General features: G+C 37.2%; 13 protein-coding genes. 9 read left to right on the top strand and 4 right to left on the bottom strand.

The window, feature by feature from the left end; all coding sequences use genetic code 11:
- Positions 1-159: 159 nt before the first annotated feature.
- From RTW14_RS05550 to RTW14_RS05510, 9 genes are all read left to right on the top strand, one after another.
- A complete protein-coding gene (locus tag RTW14_RS05550; RefSeq protein ID WP_312648703.1) occupies positions 160-387 on the top strand; it encodes a hypothetical protein in 228 nt (75 codons plus the stop codon).
- A 307-nt stretch (positions 388-694) separates the two neighbouring features.
- A complete protein-coding gene (gene vanR, locus RTW14_RS05545) occupies positions 695-1390 on the top strand; it encodes a VanR-ABDEGLN family response regulator transcription factor (RefSeq protein ID WP_312648776.1) in 696 nt (231 codons plus the stop codon).
- A gap of 45 nt (positions 1391-1435) precedes the next feature.
- Entirely contained in the window at positions 1436-2494 is a 1059-nt protein-coding gene (locus RTW14_RS05540) for a sensor histidine kinase (RefSeq protein WP_312648702.1), read from the top strand.
- Between the two features lie 136 nt (positions 2495-2630).
- Complete coding sequence (locus tag RTW14_RS05535; protein ID WP_312648701.1) at positions 2631-3518, top strand: ABC transporter ATP-binding protein; 888 nt, start codon at positions 2631-2633, stop codon at positions 3516-3518.
- A 33-nt stretch (positions 3519-3551) separates the two neighbouring features.
- Positions 3552-4763 carry an ABC transporter permease gene (locus RTW14_RS05530; protein WP_331654402.1) on the top strand — a complete coding sequence of 404 codons (1212 nt, stop codon included), beginning with the start codon at positions 3552-3554 and terminating at the stop codon, positions 4761-4763.
- Between the two features lie 241 nt (positions 4764-5004).
- Positions 5005-5904: a DMT family transporter gene (locus RTW14_RS05525; RefSeq protein ID WP_312648699.1), complete on the top strand. Its 900-nt coding sequence runs from the start codon at positions 5005-5007 to the stop codon at positions 5902-5904.
- A gap of 232 nt (positions 5905-6136) precedes the next feature.
- Entirely contained in the window at positions 6137-10282 is a 4146-nt protein-coding gene (locus tag RTW14_RS05520) for an S-layer homology domain-containing protein (RefSeq protein ID WP_312648698.1), read from the top strand.
- Between the two features lie 443 nt (positions 10283-10725).
- Positions 10726-11061, top strand: a complete 336-nt coding sequence (locus RTW14_RS05515; RefSeq protein ID WP_312648697.1) for a hypothetical protein — start codon at positions 10726-10728, stop codon at positions 11059-11061.
- 168 nt (positions 11062-11229) lie between these two features.
- Positions 11230-15903, top strand: a complete 4674-nt coding sequence (locus RTW14_RS05510; RefSeq protein ID WP_312648696.1) for a M28 family peptidase — start codon at positions 11230-11232, stop codon at positions 15901-15903.
- Positions 15904-16079: 176 nt separating this feature from the next.
- Here the strand turns inward: RTW14_RS05510 and RTW14_RS05505 are convergent, their stop codons facing one another.
- The 4 genes from RTW14_RS05505 to RTW14_RS05490 all read right to left on the bottom strand — a co-directional run bounded on the left by RTW14_RS05505 (position 16080) and on the right by RTW14_RS05490 (position 20857).
- On the bottom strand, positions 16080-18407 hold the full coding sequence (locus RTW14_RS05505) for an ABC transporter permease (RefSeq protein WP_312648695.1): 2328 nt from the start codon (positions 18405-18407) through the stop codon (positions 16080-16082).
- Positions 18404-19087: an ABC transporter ATP-binding protein gene (locus RTW14_RS05500; protein ID WP_312648694.1), complete on the bottom strand. Its 684-nt coding sequence runs from the start codon at positions 19085-19087 to the stop codon at positions 18404-18406. Before RTW14_RS05500 ends, RTW14_RS05505 begins: the two co-directional genes overlap by 4 nt.
- Before the next feature lie 121 nt (positions 19088-19208).
- Positions 19209-19754 carry a DUF308 domain-containing protein gene (locus RTW14_RS05495; RefSeq protein ID WP_312648693.1) on the bottom strand — a complete coding sequence of 182 codons (546 nt, stop codon included), beginning with the start codon at positions 19752-19754 and terminating at the stop codon, positions 19209-19211.
- 65 nt (positions 19755-19819) lie between these two features.
- Entirely contained in the window at positions 19820-20857 is a 1038-nt protein-coding gene (locus RTW14_RS05490) for a sensor histidine kinase (RefSeq protein WP_312648692.1), read from the bottom strand.
- Between the last annotated feature and the right edge of the window lies 1 nt (position 20858).

Raw genomic sequence — 20858 nt, 5'->3', positions numbered from 1 at the left:
CCCTTAAATGTGGGAGCATTGACAATCGGGAGAGACCGATACTACTGAAGACGTACCGCAGAAACTTTTGAAGCCTGCGGTTTTTTGTTTAGATTAATAATGAATTAAAAAAACGCAAATGAAGTGTGATATACTTATAATGGATAAGGGGGGATTTTAATGAAGAATGGAAAGTGTCCTAAATGTGGAGGAACAGATATAATAAAGGTAGGCGGAAACGCTGAAGCATACGGAGAAGGAAACTATATTCAGTGTGGTATGACTAATCGAAGCATGGTAGATGTGGACAGGTATGTATGCTGTAATTGTGGATTTATTGAAGAATGGGTGGATACTAGAGATGTTGAAAAAATCAAGAAAGCTTTTGGCAGTGAGTATACCAAATGAGAAAATGACAGGTTGTGACATTACCATGTTATGAATGAAGATTGGAAATGTATTGAAATGGAATTGTATAAAGATCCATATAAAAAGAGGAAAATTGAAACTACGAAGCTATTGCATTAGTGCTTAAAAGTTGCTGTTGCCTAGCTTCTTTTTTTTATATAATAGGGGATATCGTAAGTAAAGGCATAGGTTATGAAATAATCTTAGGAAAATCTTAATAAATTCTCATACTAAAAATCACTATTAAGGCAGATTGTTTTGATATAATGATAAAATACGTAGCAATGCTGGAAAGGAGCGTTATATGATGAATGATAAAATTCTTGTCGTAGATGATGAACACGATATTGCAGACTTAATTGAAGTGTATTTACAAAATGAAAATTATGTTGTTTACAAATGCTACTCTTCAAAAGATGCTTTAGCCTATATCGATACAAAAGAACTTGACCTTGCTATTCTGGATATTATGATGCCGGAGGTAAACGGCTTTTCTCTTTGTCAGAAAATCCGTGAACAATATATGTTTCCGGTTATTATGCTGACGGCTAAAGACGATGAATCTGACAAAATTACAGGCTTAACGTTAGGAGCTGATGATTATATTACGAAGCCGTTTCAGCCCCTTGAATTGGTTGCCAGAGTAAAGGCACAGCTACGCAGGTATAAAAAGTACAATTTTATTAAAGAAGAAACAAACCCAGGTCAGATTCTTTCTTATTCCGGTCTGGAACTTAATACGAAAACACATGAATGTCTACTGGAGGAGAAGGCAATTAGTTTAACACCTACAGAGTTTTCTATCCTTCGAATTTTATTGGAATGTGAAGGCACAGTAGTTAGTGCAGAAGAATTGTTCCATGATATATGGAAAGATGAATATTATAGCAAAAGCAATAACACAATAACGGTTCATGTCCGGCATTTACGTGAAAAAATAGGCGATACCTTAGATGAACCAAAGTATATCAAGACCATATGGGGAGTGGGGTATAAAATTTAACGATTGACCACAAGAAAATAAAAAATAAAATCGGAGGGGGTAAGGATGAAGAATGATACCATAGAAAAGAAGTTACGTATGAAGCTCTATATTACTTTGATGGTTTATACTTTGATTGGTTATGCTTTATCCATAGTAATTGACTATGGCTTTAGTCAATTTTCAAATGTGTTTTTTTTATGGCTTCATCTGAGAATTGAGGTTATCTTTTTCCTATATCTTGTTATAGGCTTTTGCTGTATATTCTATCATTATTGGAAAAAGCCATGGGAATATTTACAGGAAGTCATAGATGCCACCAATACTGTGTATCAGCCAAATGATAGTACCATAGAATTGTCGGAACCGCTCAAAAATATTGAAAAGCAGATGAATCAAATCAAAATGGCTGTCTTGTTAAGCCAACAGGCGGTCAGAGAGGCAGAAAGCAAAAAGAACGATATGGTCATGTATGTGGCACATGATATTCGGACGCCGCTGACCTCTGTAATTGGCTATTTAAGTTTACTTGAACAAGCGCCAGACATGCCTATTCGGCAGAAAACAAAATATGTGGGCGTTGCGCTGAAAAACGCAAAGCGGCTTGAAAAGCTTGTCAACGAATTTTTTGAAATTACACGATACAATACAAAGCAAATTAAGCTTACTAAAAAAAATGTGGATTTATACTACATGCTCATGCAGATAATCGATGAATTTTATCCTGTCTTATCAGACAAAGGAAATTCTGCAATACTTCAAGCAGATGAAAATTTGTCGATTTATGTGGATTCTGAAAAGTTGGCTAGAGTATTTAACAACATTCTAAAAAACGCTGTTCAATACAGTTACCCTAATACGGAAATAATTATTTCCGCAATGACAGACAATGAGAAAGTCACTATTACATTTGAGAACTATGGTCAGACAATCCCACCTGACCAGCTATCCTCCATTTTTGAGAAATTCAATCGTTTAGATGAAGCTCGTAAATCAGATACAGGAGGCACAGGACTTGGTTTGTCTATTGCAGAAGAAATTGTTCATTTACATGGAGGAGAAATCTCTGTTCAGAGTGAAAATGATAAGGTTACGTTTACTGTGTGGATACCAACTTTGTCTTAGGAAAATATAAGCCGAATATTAGGATTTCCTTAAGAATTTATTCTGTTTATCTTAAACTTTCAAACGTCCTTGTTCAGTACAATCAATACTGAACAAGGACGTTTGTTCTTTGGAATAAAAGAAAAGGAGAAGTAACATGGAACTGACAACCACACAACTTAGTAAACAGTTCAAGGATAAAACAGCTGTGGACAATGTCTGTTTGAACCTTACACCGGGAATATGGGGTCTGCTGGGTGCCAACGGAGCGGGGAAAACCACGCTTATGCGGATGATTGCAGATATTATGAAACCAACCAGCGGAAAAATCATTTATGACGGTAAAGATATTCACGCAATGGGAGGAGAGTACAGAAACATTTTCGGTTTCTTACCGCAGGACTTTGGATTTTTTCAAGATTTTACAGTGAAGGATTATTTGGAATATGTCGCTGCACTGAAGGACATTCCGGTAAGAGAAACGAAAAAAAAGATTGACAGTCTGCTGGGTACACTTACCCTTTCCGACGTAAAAAACAAAAAAATTATAAAGTTATCTGGGGGAATGAAGCGTCGGGTCGGGATTGCACAAGCGATGATCAACGACCCTAAAATTTTGATTATGGATGAACCCACCGCAGGCCTTGATCCTGGCGAGAGGGTGCGTTTCCGTAATTTCATTTCGGAATTTTCCCATGACCGTATTGTTCTCATTTCAACTCATATTGTATCTGACATTGAGTATATCGCTACACAAAACGCCATTATGAAGGCTGGGAAAATTCTTAATGTGGGGACAACAGATGAATTGGTAAAGCAAGTTCATGGAAAAGTTTGGACTTGCTTGGTGCCCGCCGACAAACTGCCCATGTATGAAATGCAATTACGCATTATTAACCAGCGTAGTGAAAGCAATAATCAGGTATCTATTCGTTATTTGGCTGACGAGGCAAAAACAAATAACTCTGTTATGGATTCGCCTCGTTTGGAAGATTTATATTTGTGGCTATTCCCGCAAGATGATAACGACAAGGAGGGAAAATAATCTATGCTTATCTATTGGCTTGAAGTAAAACGCGTGCTCAAATCACGCCGCTCTGTAATTTTACTGCTCATTGCGCTGGCAATGTCTGTAGTAATGGCTTGGCTTCCCGTAATCTATGAATCAATTAATCAGCCGGCCAAAAACGGGAAATTAATTGAGTTAAATGGTCTGGAGGCTATTGAATTTAAAAATTCACTTCGTTCTATTCATAATGGAGAAGTTACACCTGAAAGGCTCAAGAAGGCCTTGGAAATTTATCAAAGCACCGTTTCGCAATATGGAGAGGACAGCATTTACAAAGGAGAGTTTCCGTTAGACCTTTATATTGAAAAGGTGTTTCCTGTCGAGCCACTTCTAGGAAGGCTGCCGGAAGCATTTTCGGACCCTAAAACCGGTCAGGGAACGAGTTTAATGAACATATCTTCGGATCAATTAGACGGCTTTTATGAGCAGACAGAACAACACCTAAAAGATATTATGCTGATGGAGCAAAAGAAATATCCAACTGCACAAAAACAGGCTCTGCAAAAATACGCAGAGGTAAAAAAACCCTTTCATCTTTATCCTGGATATTCAAGGGACGCTTTCGATTACATTGTGCTTTTTATTTTCGTCTTTGTCATTTTATGTACCGCTGCTGTCACACCTACGTTTTCCAATGAATACCAAACCGGATCGGACAGTATTTTGCGCTGTACAAAGCATGGACGCTCCCGATTGGCAATTGTGAAAATATCGGCCGCTCTGAGCATCTTTGCGGTAGCATTTACCATATGCATTTCAATACATCTATTGATTTCAAACCTTGCGTTCGGGTCGGAGTGTATGAAAACGTCCATGCAGATGTTGTTTTCTGTTATCAGTCTGCCTTCGCTTAATTTAGGACAACTGCAAATCATTTTGGCAACCGGAGGACTTGTTTCCTTGTTGGCAACCATCAGCTTTACATTGTTTATATCTGCTAAATTTAAGGAACCCATTTCTGTTATCCTAATCGCCATTGTAATGTGCCTAGTTCCGATATTTACGTATTCAGCCGGCACTAATTGGCTTAGTTTCATATTACCATCAGCAGGAATCGGTATGCAGAATAGTTTGCTGTATCAACTTACTGACTTTAATTACCTGCATATTGGGCAAATGAGTTTTTGGACACCTTATGTCACAATAGCTGCCGCGGTAATTGAAATTCCAGTATTCCTTTTACTTACTGTATGTACTTATTGTAAGCATGAAGTTGCTTGACAGAGATTATGATTTTTGGCAGCTAGACATGATAAAATAGACTGTAAAATAGTACTTTGATTTTAATTTAAAGTACTATTTTGTTTTGAATTAATCTGAGATAAAGTGTAATTTCTAAATTTTCCCTTTTGTATTTGTTTAGGATTTACACTTATTTATAAAAAAACATAGTCAAAAAAAGATGGCGGAAACGGGGGGATTTGAGATATAATAGAGTTCGAATTATTAATGGAGGAAAAGTATGGAGACAATATTATCAGAAATACAAGCGGCACCAACAAAAGCAGCAAGAAGAAAATCAATTCTTTATATGGTGGTATGTGCTTCACTATGGAGTATTGGGGGCATTTTTATAAAAATGGTCCCTTGGAATGCACTTGCTATTGCAGGTGTGCGTAGTGGGATTGCCGCAGTGATTGTATATGCTTATATCCGTCATAAAAAAATCAAATTACAATTTGTAAAATCAGCTTTTTTAAGCGGTTTTTTTATGAGTGGGATTTTTTTAAGCTTTGTTATCGCTAATAAATTAACAACGGCAGCAAACGCCATTGTTCTGCAGTTTACATCACCAGTATTTATTTTGATATTATCTGCAGTATTTTTACATAAAAAATGCCGAAGAGGGGATTTGGTTACGGTTACAGCAACTCTTGCAGGTATTTCGTTATTCTTTTTTGACCAATTGACACCTGGTGGAATTTTGGGGAATTGTTTTGGGATTTTAGCAGGTCTTATGGTGGCTTGTGCATATTTAGTCGTGGGAGAGGTTGATGAAGAAACCAGAATGACAGGCATTCTTTTGGGGCAGATATTTACAGCCATCATCGGGCTGCCGGCTTTGTTTTTTACACATGCAGAAATAACTACTCCGGCAGTACTCAGTATTTTAGCTTTAGGTATTTTCCAGTTAGGCATTCCCTATGTACTATTTGGTCTGGCCATGAAAGATGGATCGGCACTAGCCTGTAATCTAATAGGCGCTATAGAGCCGCTTTTAAATCCTGTATGGGTATTTTTATTTAATGGAGAAGCCCCTGGCTTTTTCGCGCTGATTGGTGCAGTGATTGTAGTTGTTGCCATTACTTTGTGGTGTATATGGAATGAGAGGGTTAGCAGGCTGAAAGAAGCAGTAGACTAAAGGGTTCTGTTAAATCCATACATAGCTTTAAATCCATGTGATAGGTTTGATTTAGACTTATTACATGGATTTTTATTTTTTGATAAATAATAGGAAAAATTACGGCAACGGCGGTAATAATTTAGGTATTAATTGAAAAAGAAAGGAATAAATTTAATATGGACAATCATAGGGGTTTTACTCAGTTTATTAATACTGAATAAAATAAAAAAATAACAGGAGGGAACCATTAATGTTAAAAAAAAAATTAGCAGTATTTCTTGTAGCTGCTATGGTTTTAACCACTACTGTTCCAACAGCATTTGCTGCAGATACAGTAGTTGATACCCCACCAGCAATTACAAGTGAAGCATCTGCTGCCAGTGAAGGAGCAATCTCTGCAGGAGGAGTTGTAACCAGTGAAGAGGCAATTTCTACAGGAGAGACAGCAACCACCGAAGGCGGTATTACTAATGAAGGTGCGGCCGCAAGTGAAGGAGGTATCACAAGCGAGGGCGCTATCACTAGTAAAGAAGAAATTACTAGTGAATCAGCCATCACAGCCCCTGCACTTCAAGTTAAAGAAAGTACAGAAAAGATTACATTAAAGGCAAAAACTTTAAATGGACAAGATACAGATGCTAAACTTTGGTCTATGACTACTCAAAAAGAAATTAAAGTAACTGTGGATTTTGAAAATCCAGTTGAAAATGTAAACAAACTAACCTGGTCTTTTGGAAAAGATCAGGATTCTACAAAGCCGTTAGATCAATGGACCACTTATCGTGAGAAAAAACCACTGTTTGAGTTTGTGGAAGCACCAGCACTTGATGAAGCAGACAAGTCAATTGTTACTGCAACAATTAAAACAGGACTTTATTTCGATGATTTGGATGGAACTGCATATCGGTCCAACAGAGGCGTATTTCCTGGCTTAATTGGAGATTATGTTTTAAAAATAAGCAATGAATTGGGAGAAAAACAAAAAGAAGAAGCAGCAACAAAGGTTGTATGGAATATTTATGATGAGTATGTTATGTATGATGACATGGATAAAACAGTGAATGACATTATTAATACAGCGAATAAAAACGGATTATATGCTTATCAGGAACCTGTAGGAGATTCCACAAAAGGTGAATCTACATACTGCATGGTTATTTCAGATAGTGAAGAATCAGTGAACAATTACTTAAATTTAGTAAAAGAATCCCATTCAGATCCAGCATCAATTATAGACAGGTTGAAAAATGGAGACTTAGATGATTATAGGGTACCTATTATAATTAATAATACACATGCTGATGAAAATCCTGGATTAGACGCACAAGTTGTATTTTTAAAGAAACTGGCAGAAGCTGGAGCAGGCGGGACCATTTTATATTCTAGCATTGATGGATTTAAAGAGGGAAATGAGGACAAAATTGCAGACATACAAAGTAAGTTTGCACCTGAGATCAGTAAAATTGCAACTGCAGTAGGACATTGTAAATTTATGTCGAAACCGGATGCAGATCAGGATACCGGAGAAGTATTTGTAAATACAGGTCTGAAGGAAGATATCGAACTATTTAATAATACTTATGATGTAAGTAAAAAAGAATTTAAGGTAGATGAAATCCTGGATAATGTTATATTTGTTTGTAATTTAACATTAAACCCCGATGGAAGAAAATCAAATACCCGACAGAATACTTTTGGCTTTGATCCAAACAGGGATAACGTATTTCAGGTTCAACAGGAAGCCAGAAATATGAGTGCGCTTACTGCTAAATGGCAACCCATTTCATTTTTGGATTTGCATGGATTTGTAAGGGAATTTCTAATTGAACCTTGCACTCCTCCACATGAACCAAATCTTGAATATGATTTAATGTACCCATACTTTTTACAGGGGGGCCAGGCTTTTGGAAATTCGGCAATTGCCGGAGTTGAAAAATATACTACCTATCAAATGCCTGTAAGAGAGTATTATGATGGAAAGACATGGTTCTATCCTTGGGATGATATGGCTACTAATTATACTCCAAGTTATGCTATGTTTCAGGGGTGCATTGCAGGATACACCATTGAATGTCCTGAACTTAATAGTGATTCTGTAGCTTTGTTTGAAAATGGTTTTTATGGGATATCAGAGTTTGTAAAAGAAAATAAAGAAGCCATGTATTTAAATCAAATGGAGTATTTTAAACGTGGTGTGAATAATGAAGAATCAGAAGCAACAGATTCGTGGTTTGTTGACCAGAATAATGATGTTGTAAACAATTATAGGGATAAGTCAAACGGTAAATTCTACCCAGAATACTGGATTATTCCAACAGACACAGAGAGTCAGAGAAATATTGCTTCTGCGTATGATACCAAAAAATATTTTGACTGGAATGGTGTAGTGGTAAAGAAATTAAAATCAGATACAACTATAGATAATATAACGTATAAAGCAGGTTCCCTGGTTATTGACATGCATCAGGCAAAACGTTCTTTGGCCAATATGATTATGTACAATGGCAAAGACGTTTCAAACTGGTCAGGATTATACTCAGAATCAGTAGTGGCTTTTCCTGAACTCAGAGGATTTAATGCTACAGCGATTTATAAAGAGAAATCATTTGATGGATTACTTGAAGAGACAACTGAAAGTGAAACGGGTAAATCAGTAGTAAATGGAACATCCACCAAAGGGATTATTATTGATAACAATGGAGTTGCAGCAATTGTAGCAGTGAACAAATTACTAGGGGATTCTAAAGAAGTTAAATTAGTTTCACAGGGAGAAAATCAAGGTGATTTCTTAGTTTCAGAAAATGATTTTAACTCAATAAAAGATGATTACATTTTGCAGGCGTATGGTGTAGATGTAATTCCGACAGCAAGTGCGATTACTAAGCCTAAAGTATACATTGTAGGTGAAATTGAAGATGATTGGGCAAATGCTTCTAATGAAAAGTTTAACCATGATTATTATGCAGTAGTGGAACAGATGAGATTCAGTACGACTAAAGATGTAAATCAAGCAGATATAATTATCGGCAGTAATGCTTTAAAACGGGATTCGAATCCAACGAAGGTTATAGACAAAATTAAGAGCGGTATTCCTTATATTGCAATGGGAGCAAATCCTCTTCCAGATATTAAAAAAAATCTTTTAAATTCAGGCTTTGACTACAAGACAGATGATTCTTCTTATGAATCCTTATTTAAGGTGAAATATGGGGACAGCATCATTACAAAGAATTATAAAGAAGATAAGGACTTTATCGCCTATTCAAAAAGTGGATCATACATTACACAAGTACCAAAAGGTGCCATAGCCCTGTTGACTGTATCCAGTGATGATGATTTTCATATCTCTGGATGCTATACAGATGTTAGAAATTCATTAAAAGGAAAAGTAGAAGCGATTCTTTATGATGACAATAAGATTGATGTTACAGTGTTTGCTAATAGTATAACCAATAAAGGACATCAGCAGGATGATTACAGATACTTATCTACAGCTATTTTTGCTGAGGCAGCTGGCATAAATGAGATTGGAGATTTTTCATCAGATACTCCAAGTAATGGCGGAGGAAGCAGCAAACATAGCAGCACGGTATCCGATAAATATACCATAACTGTTTCAGCAGAAAAAGGTGGAACAATATCACCTTCTACGGCAAGTGTAGCAAAAGGTTCCAGTCAGAACTTCAACATTAAGCCAGATAAGGGATATGCCATTGAAGATGTAAAGGTAGATGGAAAGAGTGTAGGAGCAGTAACTTCATATAAATTCAGCAATGTTACTGCAACCCATACCATTAAAGCTACGTTTAAACTGACAGATGGAACACCGACCACCACAGATGATGCAGTGAAAGTTAATTTTAAAGACGTTAGTTCTTCAAACTGGTTTAATGGGGCAGTAAACTATGTAATGCAGAAGGGCATTATGAAAGGGTTGGACAATAGTACCTTCGGGCCAAATGTAAGAACAAACAGAGCTATGATAGTAACGATGTTATACAGATTAGAAGGGCAGCCAACAGTAGGAAACTCAACATTTACAGATGTTGACGCCAGCTTATGGTATGGTGGTCCGGTAACATGGGCAAATAGCAATGGCGTGGTAACTGGTTATGAAGGCAATAAGTTTATGCCAAATGGAGATATAACGAGAGAACAGTTAGCAAGTATTTTATACCGTTATGCAAAGTATAAAAAAGCAGATATGACGGTAAAAGGTAATCTGAATAATTTCTCTGATCATGCACAGGTTGCTTCTTATGCACAAGAAGCTGTTACTTGGGCAGTAGGAACAGGAATAATGACAGGAAAGAGCGGAAATCTGCTTGATCCTAAGGGCTCTGCTACTAGAGCAGAGGTCGCAGCAATGTTCCAGAGGCTTGATAGTTTAATTTAATAGAATAAGCAGTTAGTTAGTTTACAGACACCCATGAGGAATTTCGTATATTCTTCATGGGTGTTTGTTTTTGATGACAATATGTGGTATTTTTTATTGAACTATACAAAACGCTTGGGAAAATGCCTTTAAAGTGTTGAAAAATAAGGAATTCAAAGAGAAAAATACGATAATGTATTTGTATTGGGTGTAATGAATAAAAATAATAACACCTCGGATTATCTGCACAGGTTAAACACTAATAAAGAAAAAAGAAAGTCCAAAATGGATAATTATGAATAAAAGTAAATTATTAGGACAAGTTGATAATTTGTGTAACTTGACAAAGGAAATTTTTTAAATTATAAGAATTATGTGAATAGTAAAATTAGGTAAAAATGCCTAGGTTTTAGGTATTAAAAAAATAAGCAAAGGAATATGTTTAAATGGACAATGGGATTCAAATGGAAAGCAATGAAGAAAATCAAATTAAAAAAGTGGTGGCAGGTTTCTATGAAGCCTTTTACCAATCAGATCCAATAAAACTGTTTAGCTATTTAGATACTTCTTTTCAAAAAAGTGTTCCATTAAATTATTTCTTAATTCACTCAGATTATGATGTGGATATAGGAACACTTTTGGATATTCACACGATTAGGATTGAAAAGGAAAAAAGGCTTGCTTTTGCTGAGTGTTTGGTAGAATTTCAAAAGGGAAAAAGAGAAATGGTAATTGTACTAAAATCAGATTTTGGAGGTTGGAAAATAGACGGAAAGAGTATTTTTAAAAGAAAGTTATAAAGTCATAATAGGGGATTTAATAGTTCTTTAAAATTGCAGTAGTAGAATAAATAACGGTTCACCAAGGGAAATAAGAGAGATGAGGCTTGCAACATACTTATCACAACAGGGGTTTTACTCAGTTTTCTAAAACTGAATAGAATAGAAAAATAACAGGAGGAACCATTAATGTTAAGAAAAAAATTAGCATTATTCCTTGTAACTGCTATGGTATTAACCACATCTGTTCCTGCAGCGTATGCTGTAGACACAGTAGCTGATACCCCGCCAGCAATTACAAGTGAAGTAACTGCGACCAGCGAAGGAGCCATCGACAGTGCAAGCGCTGTTACCACGGGAGACGGTATAATTACAGAGCCGGCCATAACCACAGAATCAGCTATAGCCACAGAGCCGGCCATAACCACAGAACCAGCTATAACCACAGAACCAGCTATTACTACCCAAAGTGCTATCACTAGTACAGCGATATTTGATAACACAAAAAATTCTGTGATGTATCATCATTTGGAGAAGCTTTCAAAGGAAATTGGAGCAAGGGTTGTTTCCACAGAAGCAGAAAAAGCTGCTAAGTATTACATAAAAGGAGTATTTGAAAGTTTAGGTTATAAAACTACTGTACAGCCATTTGATTATACTTCAAAGGGCGTTGAAAAACGTTCAAATAATATTATCGCTGTAAAACCAGGGACATCCAACAAACAGATTATTGTGGGGGCACATTATGATTCAGTAGCAGCATCTACTGGGGCAAGTGATAATGCTTCTGGAGTTTCTGTAATGTTGGGAGCAGCAGAACAATTGAAGGATGTACCAACAGAGTATACCATTATCTTTATTGCATTTGGAGCTGAAGAACAAGGGCTAAAAGGTTCTAAATACTATGCTTCAAAAATGAGCAAAGAAGATATTTCCAAAACAGTAGCAATGATTAATTTAGATACTGTTCTATTTGGGGATAAAATGTATGCTTATGGTAATCTGGGAGCACAAGGTTGGCTTTGCCAGCAGGCGTTAGATCTTGCGGAATCATTAAATTTAAATATAATAACCCAGCAGGGATTAAATGAAGAATATCCTAAAGGGACTACTGGTGACTGGAGTGACCATGTTCCTTTCAAAGAAATAGGACTGCCATGGCTATATTTTGAAAGCACAAATTGGGACTTAAAATATGAAGATGGCAGCTATTCTACAGGAGATAGCGAAACTGAGCAGTTTGGTGAAATCATGCATACTGAAAGAGATAACATTGATTTCATGAATGAGAAAATCCCTGGTAGGATTGAGGATAGATTATACTCATATACAACACTATTATATAATTTGCTAAAACAAATCAATCCACCTGCAGTAATTTCTGCAAGTACTCATTTGTTATCTATGACCGAAGAAAGAAGTGTTAATGTTGAGTTTGACTTAGGTTATGAACCTCAATTATCTGATTTAGACTGGACATTAGGAGGTAAGACCTTTGAAGAATGGAAGTCATTTAACACAACAACTGGAGCTTTTACAGAGAAGCCATTTATAAAGTTTGCACAGGAACCAACTGTAGAAGGAACCACTGTAAAGGCTACCATTAAGTGTGGATTGCCTTTTGGAACAGCAAATCTGGATCCAAGAGTAATTAGAGTACAATATCCGAAATTAATTGGAGAATATGACCTTATTGTAAAGGATACAAAAAAGAATACACAAGCTTTAACTAGGGTAAAACTGAATGTATATGATTCTTATCATAAGCAGACAGAAATTCTTCCTTCTGTTGAAAAGATTATTAGCAATGCAAATGAAGACCGCTATATTAAATATGCACCATTGGGTAAGTCTGCAGAGGGGCGGGATATTCCGTTTGTAATGTTTGCAAAGAATAAAGCAGACATAGATAAATATTTAAACGAGACTTTACCAATGATGTTGGAACATCCTGCTGAATTTATTAAGAAGATTGAGAATAAATCCGTAGGGGAATACAAACCGGCCATATGGTTTAATAACATTCACTCAGATGAGGCAAATGGTGTGGATGCGCAGATTGATCTATTAGAAAAACTGGCAACCCAGGATAAAATCACTTTCCAACGAGCAACAGAAAATCAGAGCAAAAGTAAGTTAGAAACGGTTACTTTGGACGTTGAAGAATTGTTGGATAATTACATTATTTTATTCAGCTTGAATAACAATCCAGATGGCAGATTTTATAATACTAGAGCAACGGCCTCAGGATTTGATCCAAACAGAGATGTTACCTATCAGACACAAATAGAGATGGCAAATGTTTTTCAAGGACTGGCAAAATGGTCTCCAATGATTTTTAATGATTTCCATGGATTTGTTCCAGAATTCCTAATTGAGCCATGTACACCGCCACATGAACCAAATTTCGAATATGACTTATTGATGAAGGGAGAAATTGAACATGCTCATGCTTTAGGAAAAGCTGGTATAGCAAATACAAAATATACTAATTATATTATTCCAATGTATGATTATAAACAAGGTTGGGATGATGGTGCACCAATGTATGCAGCGGTTTTAGCTTTAATGCATGGGGCTTTGGGGCATACCGTTGAAATCCCTGAATTGAATCAGGATTCTAACAACGCCTTTATGTATGCAGGTTTAGGATCTTTGAAGTATGCTTTAGAAAATAAGGAAACATTATTTAAGAACCAACTAGAAATATATAAAAGAGGCGTAGAAGGTATTGACGCCAAAGAAGTGGATAAATGGTTAGTTAATGCAAAGGGGGAATCCATTGGAAGACCAAGAGGCTCAAATGAAAATTTCTTCCCAGAGTATTATGTTCTACCTGTAAATAGTCAATTGCAGAAAAATTCTCTGGCTGCATATGAAATGGCGGATTTTTTAATAAAAAATGGTATTAAAGTTGAGAAAACCAATTCAGATGTAAAGGTAGGAAATGTAACTTATCCAAGCGGAAGTTTTATCGTTCCTATGCACCAGGCAAAACGTGGCTTAGCAAATTGTGTACTATATGATGGGTCAGATTTTTCTGATTTCGCCCAAATGTATGCAGAAGTAACCATGTGTTTCCCAATGTTAAGGGGATTTGATAAGTATGAAATCAGAGAAGCTGGAGCCTTCGCAGGGAAAACTAACGCTGTAGAAAAGGTTGCAATACCTGCTACAGAAATTCCATCAGGGGCAGATCTGCTTGTTATTAAGAATACCAATAATGATGCGATCAAAGCGGTTAATGCACTTCTTAAAAATAGTAAAACAGTTTCTATGACTTATTCAGCAGGAGACGGGTTTAATAAAGGGGACTTTATTGTAGCAAAGAAAGATTTAGAAAACATTAAAGATAAATATTTCTTAGAGATTATAACACTTAATGGAAAAGCTACAGTGAAAACAATGAAACAGCCTAAGGTTGCAGGTGTTGGCAGTGAACTTAGTTATGTTTTAAAGGGATTAGGGTTCGATTTGATAGACTCCTATGATAATGCAGATGTTATTGCAGATGATAGTAGTTATGGAATGCCAGAGGATATAAAAAAGGCTATTGAGGAGGGGACTTCTTACATAGCTGTGGGTGGATATGGAATGTATGCAGTTCAAACAAGTGGTCTATTACCAGATTTTGAGCTAGGTGGTTTTAATAATTCTTACGAGGGAGTTCTTAGAGCTAATCTTGATACTGATAGCGTGATTACAGGAAGATATAGTAAAAACGACATACTATATAACAATACTGAATCATGGATTGAAAAGGTACCTGCTACAGCTAAGGTATTAGCAACAATTAGTGATAAAGACGATTTCTATGTTGCTGGATGGTGGCCAAATCATAATGAAGTGAAGGGAAAACCGTATATTATACAGGATCAGGTAGGCGATGCTAAAATAACAGTATTTGCAAGTCATATTACAAATAAAGCACATCCTTCTCACCAATTTAGATTGATAGCAAATGCAATTTATGATGGCATGTCAGGTACATTAACTGAGGTGACAGGAATCCAAAGCAGTGGCGGAAGCAGTAAACACAGTGGTGGAAGCAGCACAGTATCCGATAAATATACTATAACTGTTTCAGCAGAAAAAGGTGGAACAATATCACCTTCTACGGCAAGTGTAGCAAAAGGTTCCAGTCAGAACTTCAACATTAAGCCAGATAAGGGATATGCCATTGAAGATGTAAAGATAGATGGAAAGAGTGTAGGAGCAGTAACTTCATATAAATTCAGCAATGTTTCTGCAACCCATACCATTAAAGCTACGTTTAAGCTGACAGATGGAACAACAGCCACCACAGATGCTGCAGTGAAAGTTAATTTTAAAGACGTTAGTTCTTCAAATTGGTTTAATGGGGCAGTAAACTATGTAATGCAGAAGGGCATTATGAAAGGACTGGACAATAGTACCTTCGGACCAAACGTAAGAACAAACAGAGCTATGATAGTAACGATGTTATACCGATTAGAAGGGCAGCCAACAGTAGGAAACTCAACATTTACAGATGTTGATGCCAGCTTATGGTATGGTGCTCCAGTAACATGGGCAAATACTAATGGTGTGGTAACTGGCTATGAAGGCAATAAGTTTATGCCAAATGGAGATATAACCCGAGAGCAGCTAGCCTGTATTTTATATCGATATGCAAAGTACAAAAAAGCAGATATGACCGTAAAAGGTAATCTGAATAATTTCTCAGACCATGCACAGGTTGCATCATATGCACAAGAAGCAGTTTCCTGGGCAGTAGGGACTGGACTGATGACAGGAAAGAGCGGCAATCTGCTTGATCCTAAAGGCTCTGCAACCAGAGCAGAGGTTGCAGCAATGTTCCAGAGACTTGAGAGCCTTATTTAATTAAATAGAAGAAGCAGTATTCTGGCACTCATGAAGAAATTTCACATACTCTTCATGGGTGCCTCTTTATTCTTTGATGTCACTTATTTCCGTTGGGGCGGTACTAAATGTATATTATCAGAAAGTATTAGACCGTCATAGTTTTGATACACGGCCCTATTCTATAATTTTGTATTTTATTGTGCATTGACAATATCTGTAATGCTCATTTTATTAAGTGTTTTTACTGGACGTATGACGGACAAAACCGTTGATAATATAGTAATGCCGATTATAATTGCAAGCATCCCAAAGGGTACTTGCCAATTAAGCCCCCATTTTGACGTTATCATCATTTGAAATATCAGCCTGTGAATAGGCAGACTTATAATAAGTCCGGTCAGACAACCGCATATCGCATAGGTTGACGCTTCAACAATCACCATATGATGAAGCTGCTTTCCGGTCATTCCGATTGCTCTCATTACACCATATCTGTTTTTCCTGTTAGAAACGCTGTTGTTCATGCTGTTAATTATATTGAATACAGTAATAGACGCGATTATTACAAGAAAGCCATAAATAAACAATGCAAAAGAGTAGTATGCTGCTTTGGCTCCTGTATTGACCTCTCGCCGGTCTGAAAAAATCTGTTCCGATGAAGTAAGCCTGCGTAGTTGTGTAACTGTATCCTCACTTGCATTTCTTGAAAGCTGTGTATCTATTACTGAATATCCTTGCTCTTCGGTTAAATCTTGAAATGTCTGCTCGGAACAAATAACGGTCTGTGTATCTGCTTCGCTGACAAATGGACTGTTTGAAAGTACCCCGCCAACATAGACGGTATTTTCGCCATGTGCCGTTTTTACTGTAAAAGTATCGCCAACTTGCAAGTTAGAGTTATCCGAATAAACGACTAAAACAGTATTCTTTTCATTTATCACGGAATCAATGTTGCCGGAAACCACCTCCTGTTTTGCCCACTTAAACTGATTTCCTTCATAAGAAATTAAGTTGATTTTAGCGTCACCATAGACGTTTGTTATAGATAAATCACCTTCAAACATACGGCCAAAGGCGCGTTTTACACCGCTTATATTTTGCGCCTGCTCCAAGACCTCTTTATCCAATGAATTAGAATTGTCACTGCTTGCAATCGAAATATCCGGCGTGTATGGCTTTAACGCTCGTATTCCTTGCCCCATAAAATCAACCAATACGCTAAAGGAAAGAAAGAGTATTATGCTGATGGCGAATGAACCTGTCATTAATAGAATATTCTTTTTATCAGAGAGCGCATGGGAAATCCCAAGTGATGTTTCCGGCTTAATTAGTTTTATGTTCAATGCTGCTTTCGTTGTAAACATAGTGCTTTGTGCCGCATTGCCGGATACGGCGCATTGTGGGGATACCTTTGCCGCTTTTTTAGCAGGAGAAAGTGCGGCCAACGTCACAGTTAAAAATCCAACCAGTGTTCCACTTACAAGACTTATCAGGCTTAGGTCAAATATTGGCATGTCACTGAAATATGCTGAGTTGACGTATCTTAAAAATGCCGATGAAGCCATTGTTATGACCGTCCCCACAAAAAGGCCGATAGGTATTCCAAACAGGCAAAGCCGGATACTTTCAAGCAGTACATATTTTTTGACCTGTGAAGTTGACGCTCCAAGACAGCGCATTAGTCCGAAAAATTGAACTCGCTCCCGGACAGACATGTTAATGCTGCTTGCAATCATCAATGTTCCGGCCGCAAGTACAAGTATAAACAAGATGACCGCTATGATATAGGTACTTATCATAAAACTATCGCGGCTTTGTCCAGTCAATCCCAGAAGTGCCGGATTTTCTGAAATCTGTTCGTCTGACAAATTGAAGTCCGCTTTTATTGTATCAATAGCATTTCTCATATTAGAGCCGCTCTTAAACTGAACATAGTAAGTGTATCCGCTTGTGCCGTTGCTTATTTCCCGTATGCCATCATAGGACAAAAACAGACCATGAGTATCATCCTTTAGTTGTGACGGGGTATTGTTGTAAGTTCCGGTAATAACAAAATCATGTGTGCTACCGTCCGATAACACTACTTTTACGTTGTCATATAATGAAATACCAAGCTCATTTACAAATTGTTTGTCCAGCAAGGCTTCATTTGTCGACTGAGGGAAACGACCATTATTAACGGTAAGACCCATATTGCCGGATGTTGCTTCATCGCCGCCCATTATAGCAATAGCTTTTGTTCCAAGAGTTCCTTCTTGTGTACTTGAAAGCCAACCGGCAACCTCTATTTCAGGGCGATTTTGAATTAGCGATGCGGTTTCATCATCTATATTTTTGAAAGCAACATGCCAATAACCATTTGCCTTGATTTGACCAATGGTTTGAGCCTGTATCATTGCTTGGGCCAAGCCGAAAATAGCTGTAACAAGGCAAACAGCTATTGCAATACAGATGATTGTTATTCGTGTCTTTTTCTTATGTACTTTTCCATATTCCTTAATTAAACCAAGATAACTATTCATTCGGCATATCCCCCTAAATCTGTGAGGATGCCGTCCGACACCTGTAATACGCGGTCAGCAGTGGAAGCGAGGCTTCGGTTATGTGTAATCATGATAATGGTCTGTTGATAGCGTTTGGAGGCTGTTTTCAGAAGTGAAATGACTTCGCTGCTGTTTTGACTGTCCAGATTTCCAGTCGGTTCGTCCGCAAGAATCAGCATGGGGCGTGTAATCAAAGCACGGCCTATCGCTACGCGCTGCTGCTGACCGCCTGATAACTGACGGGGCAGGTGATTTCTCCTGTCTTTTAAGGACAGCACAGTAAGTATTTCTTCCACATAATCCTGATCGGGCTTCTTGTAGTCGAGCAAAACTGGAAATGTAATGTTCTGCTCCACATTAAGTTCCGGTATCAGATTAAACGCCTGAAAAATAAACCCAATGTTCCTGCGGCGAAAAATGGTGAGCTTTTCATCTTTCATACTGAATATATCGTTACCGTCAATGAGCACCTTGCCAGATGTAGGCGTATCAAGCGCCCCGATCATATTAAGCAGTGTACTTTTTCCTGAACCGGATTCCCCGACAACTGCGATAAATTCTCCTTTTGGAACCGAAAAGCTCACGTTTTTTAATGCATCGACTGCCGTTTCACCTTTTCCATAGGTCTTGCTAATTGTTTTTACTTCTAATAAATCCATATCTTATCACACCTTTCTAGGCAGTTATTTTTCATGATTTTTTATAAACGCCTAATGATACGCTAACATCTGCTCCTTACTCTCACATGAATTTTCGCTTACATCTTTGTAAGGATAGTAATTATCGAACAGTCTTTCGATGTACTATATAGACGAACAATTCATATGCGCATGAAAGGAGTAAAAGCGTGCCAAATATATGGGAAAGCGTCCGTATACCACCAAAACCAAATGTAAAAATATTAGAAGTAATACCACCTATAATGATGAAAACCGCAAGAGAAATCAAAAGCGGTTTTATCTTTGCGGACGTAAACAAAGCGATTACAAAGTAGAACATACTTTCAAGCATCATTAATCCGCCAAGAAAAACAGGTAGTATACCGACAACATAACGGTAATAAACGACTGAAAGAACCCCAAAAACAATCAGCAAACAGGCAACAGCAATATTTACAAAGCTTGCGTTTTTTTCATTTTCATTCTTACGGAGAAAATAATCAGTAATGCCTAAAGCTCCGTTAAGAATCATATACCCTGCAATTACATAAACCATGCCACTTAGTAAAAATTCCGGGAGCAAAAATGTTACTATTCCCATTATTGCAAGGAGCGCGGCACGGAACACTGCGTACTTTGCAAATTTTTCAACTAATAATGATTTCAAAATAAATCCCACCTTTCTATAAAGGCAGGATATCATTCACGCCTTACTCTCACATGAATTTCCGCTTACATTTTAGTAAGGTTTAAAAAATTTAAAACAAAGATGCTTCCTTTACCTAATGCACTGTCCACTGTGATAGTACCGTCATGTGCTTCTATGATTGTTTTTGCAAGCGGCAGCCCAAGACCGATACCTTGCGTATCTTTTGAAAAGCGGCTTCGGTAAAACCGTTTAAAAATATGGTGTATATCTTCCGGGTGTATGCCGCGGCCATTGTCCTTTATGGTTATCTGTGTAACAGCCGGGAGCTTTTTCCACTCAACTGTGATTTGGCCACCTGTGTCCGTATGGTCAAGTGCATTTTTTACAGTATTACTAATAGCTTCTATGATCCAATCTCTGTCGCAAAAAAGCTGGGTGTCATCTGGCCCTGACAAGGTAATAATTTTCTGTTCTTCATTGGCACGAAATTCAAAATGCTGATAGATATCATTTATCATATTTGCTATGTTTTCAGGTGCCTTTTTTATAATGATAGCCCCTGCGTCTAACTTTGTAATTTTCAAGAGGTTTTGAACGAGCATTTCAATCCGTTCAATCTCTTTCTCTGACTTTACTGCAAATTCTTTTACAGCGGCAATATCTTCTGTTTCGTCCTGTAAAAGTCCGTTGTAGATTGTGAGGGCTGCAAGAGGTGTTTTTAGCTGATGAGAAATATCGGAAATAGTACCTTTCAAAAACTCTTTTAATTTCTGTTCTTTTACTGCATGAGCATTGAGCGCCGTAGCCAGTGTGTTTACTGCATGAAAAAGCTTATATAGGCTGCCTTCCTTGTCGCAATCAATTCGGATATCCATATTTCCTGAAAGGTATAAATTTATTTGAAATATAGCTTCTTCCATAATCTGATTTTGCTTACGAAAATATAGAAAGCAAAATCCTAAAATGCACAATACAGCAAGCAAAGACAGGCTTAGCATAGCAAGGTTCACCGTGCCGTAAAACGACCATATAAATAACTGTAATAAAAGGACAAAACCGCCCAATACGCACGATATTGCAACAAAGAGATTTCTAATATCCTTATTGGTAAAAATCTTCATC

Source organism: Aminipila sp. (assembly GCF_032051575.1).
Classification (GTDB): Bacteria; Bacillota; Clostridia; order Peptostreptococcales; family Anaerovoracaceae; genus Aminipila.
This window is presented reverse-complemented; position numbering and strand designations above follow the sequence as displayed.

Excerpts from the sequence above, each read along its gene's own strand:
- RTW14_RS05550 (WP_312648703.1), top strand. The coding sequence starts at position 160 with ATGAAGAATGGAAAGTGTCCTAAATGTGGAGGAACAGATATAATAAAG.
- RTW14_RS05515 (WP_312648697.1), top strand. The coding sequence starts at position 10,726 with ATGGAAAGCAATGAAGAAAATCAAATTAAAAAAGTGGTGGCAGGTTTC.
- RTW14_RS05505 (WP_312648695.1), bottom strand. The coding sequence starts at position 18,407 with ATGAATAGTTATCTTGGTTTAATTAAGGAATATGGAAAAGTACATAAG.
- RTW14_RS05535 (WP_312648701.1), top strand. The coding sequence starts at position 2,631 with ATGGAACTGACAACCACACAACTTAGTAAACAGTTCAAGGATAAAACA.
- RTW14_RS05510 (WP_312648696.1), top strand. The coding sequence starts at position 11,230 with ATGTTAAGAAAAAAATTAGCATTATTCCTTGTAACTGCTATGGTATTA.
- vanR (WP_312648776.1), top strand. The coding sequence starts at position 695 with ATGAATGATAAAATTCTTGTCGTAGATGATGAACACGATATTGCAGAC.
- RTW14_RS05500 (WP_312648694.1), bottom strand. The coding sequence starts at position 19,087 with ATGGATTTATTAGAAGTAAAAACAATTAGCAAGACCTATGGAAAAGGT.
- RTW14_RS05520 (WP_312648698.1), top strand. The coding sequence starts at position 6,137 with ATGTTAAAAAAAAAATTAGCAGTATTTCTTGTAGCTGCTATGGTTTTA.
- RTW14_RS05490 (WP_312648692.1), bottom strand. The coding sequence starts at position 20,857 with ATGAAGATTTTTACCAATAAGGATATTAGAAATCTCTTTGTTGCAATA.
- RTW14_RS05540 (WP_312648702.1), top strand. The coding sequence starts at position 1,436 with ATGAAGAATGATACCATAGAAAAGAAGTTACGTATGAAGCTCTATATT.
- RTW14_RS05525 (WP_312648699.1), top strand. The coding sequence starts at position 5,005 with ATGGAGACAATATTATCAGAAATACAAGCGGCACCAACAAAAGCAGCA.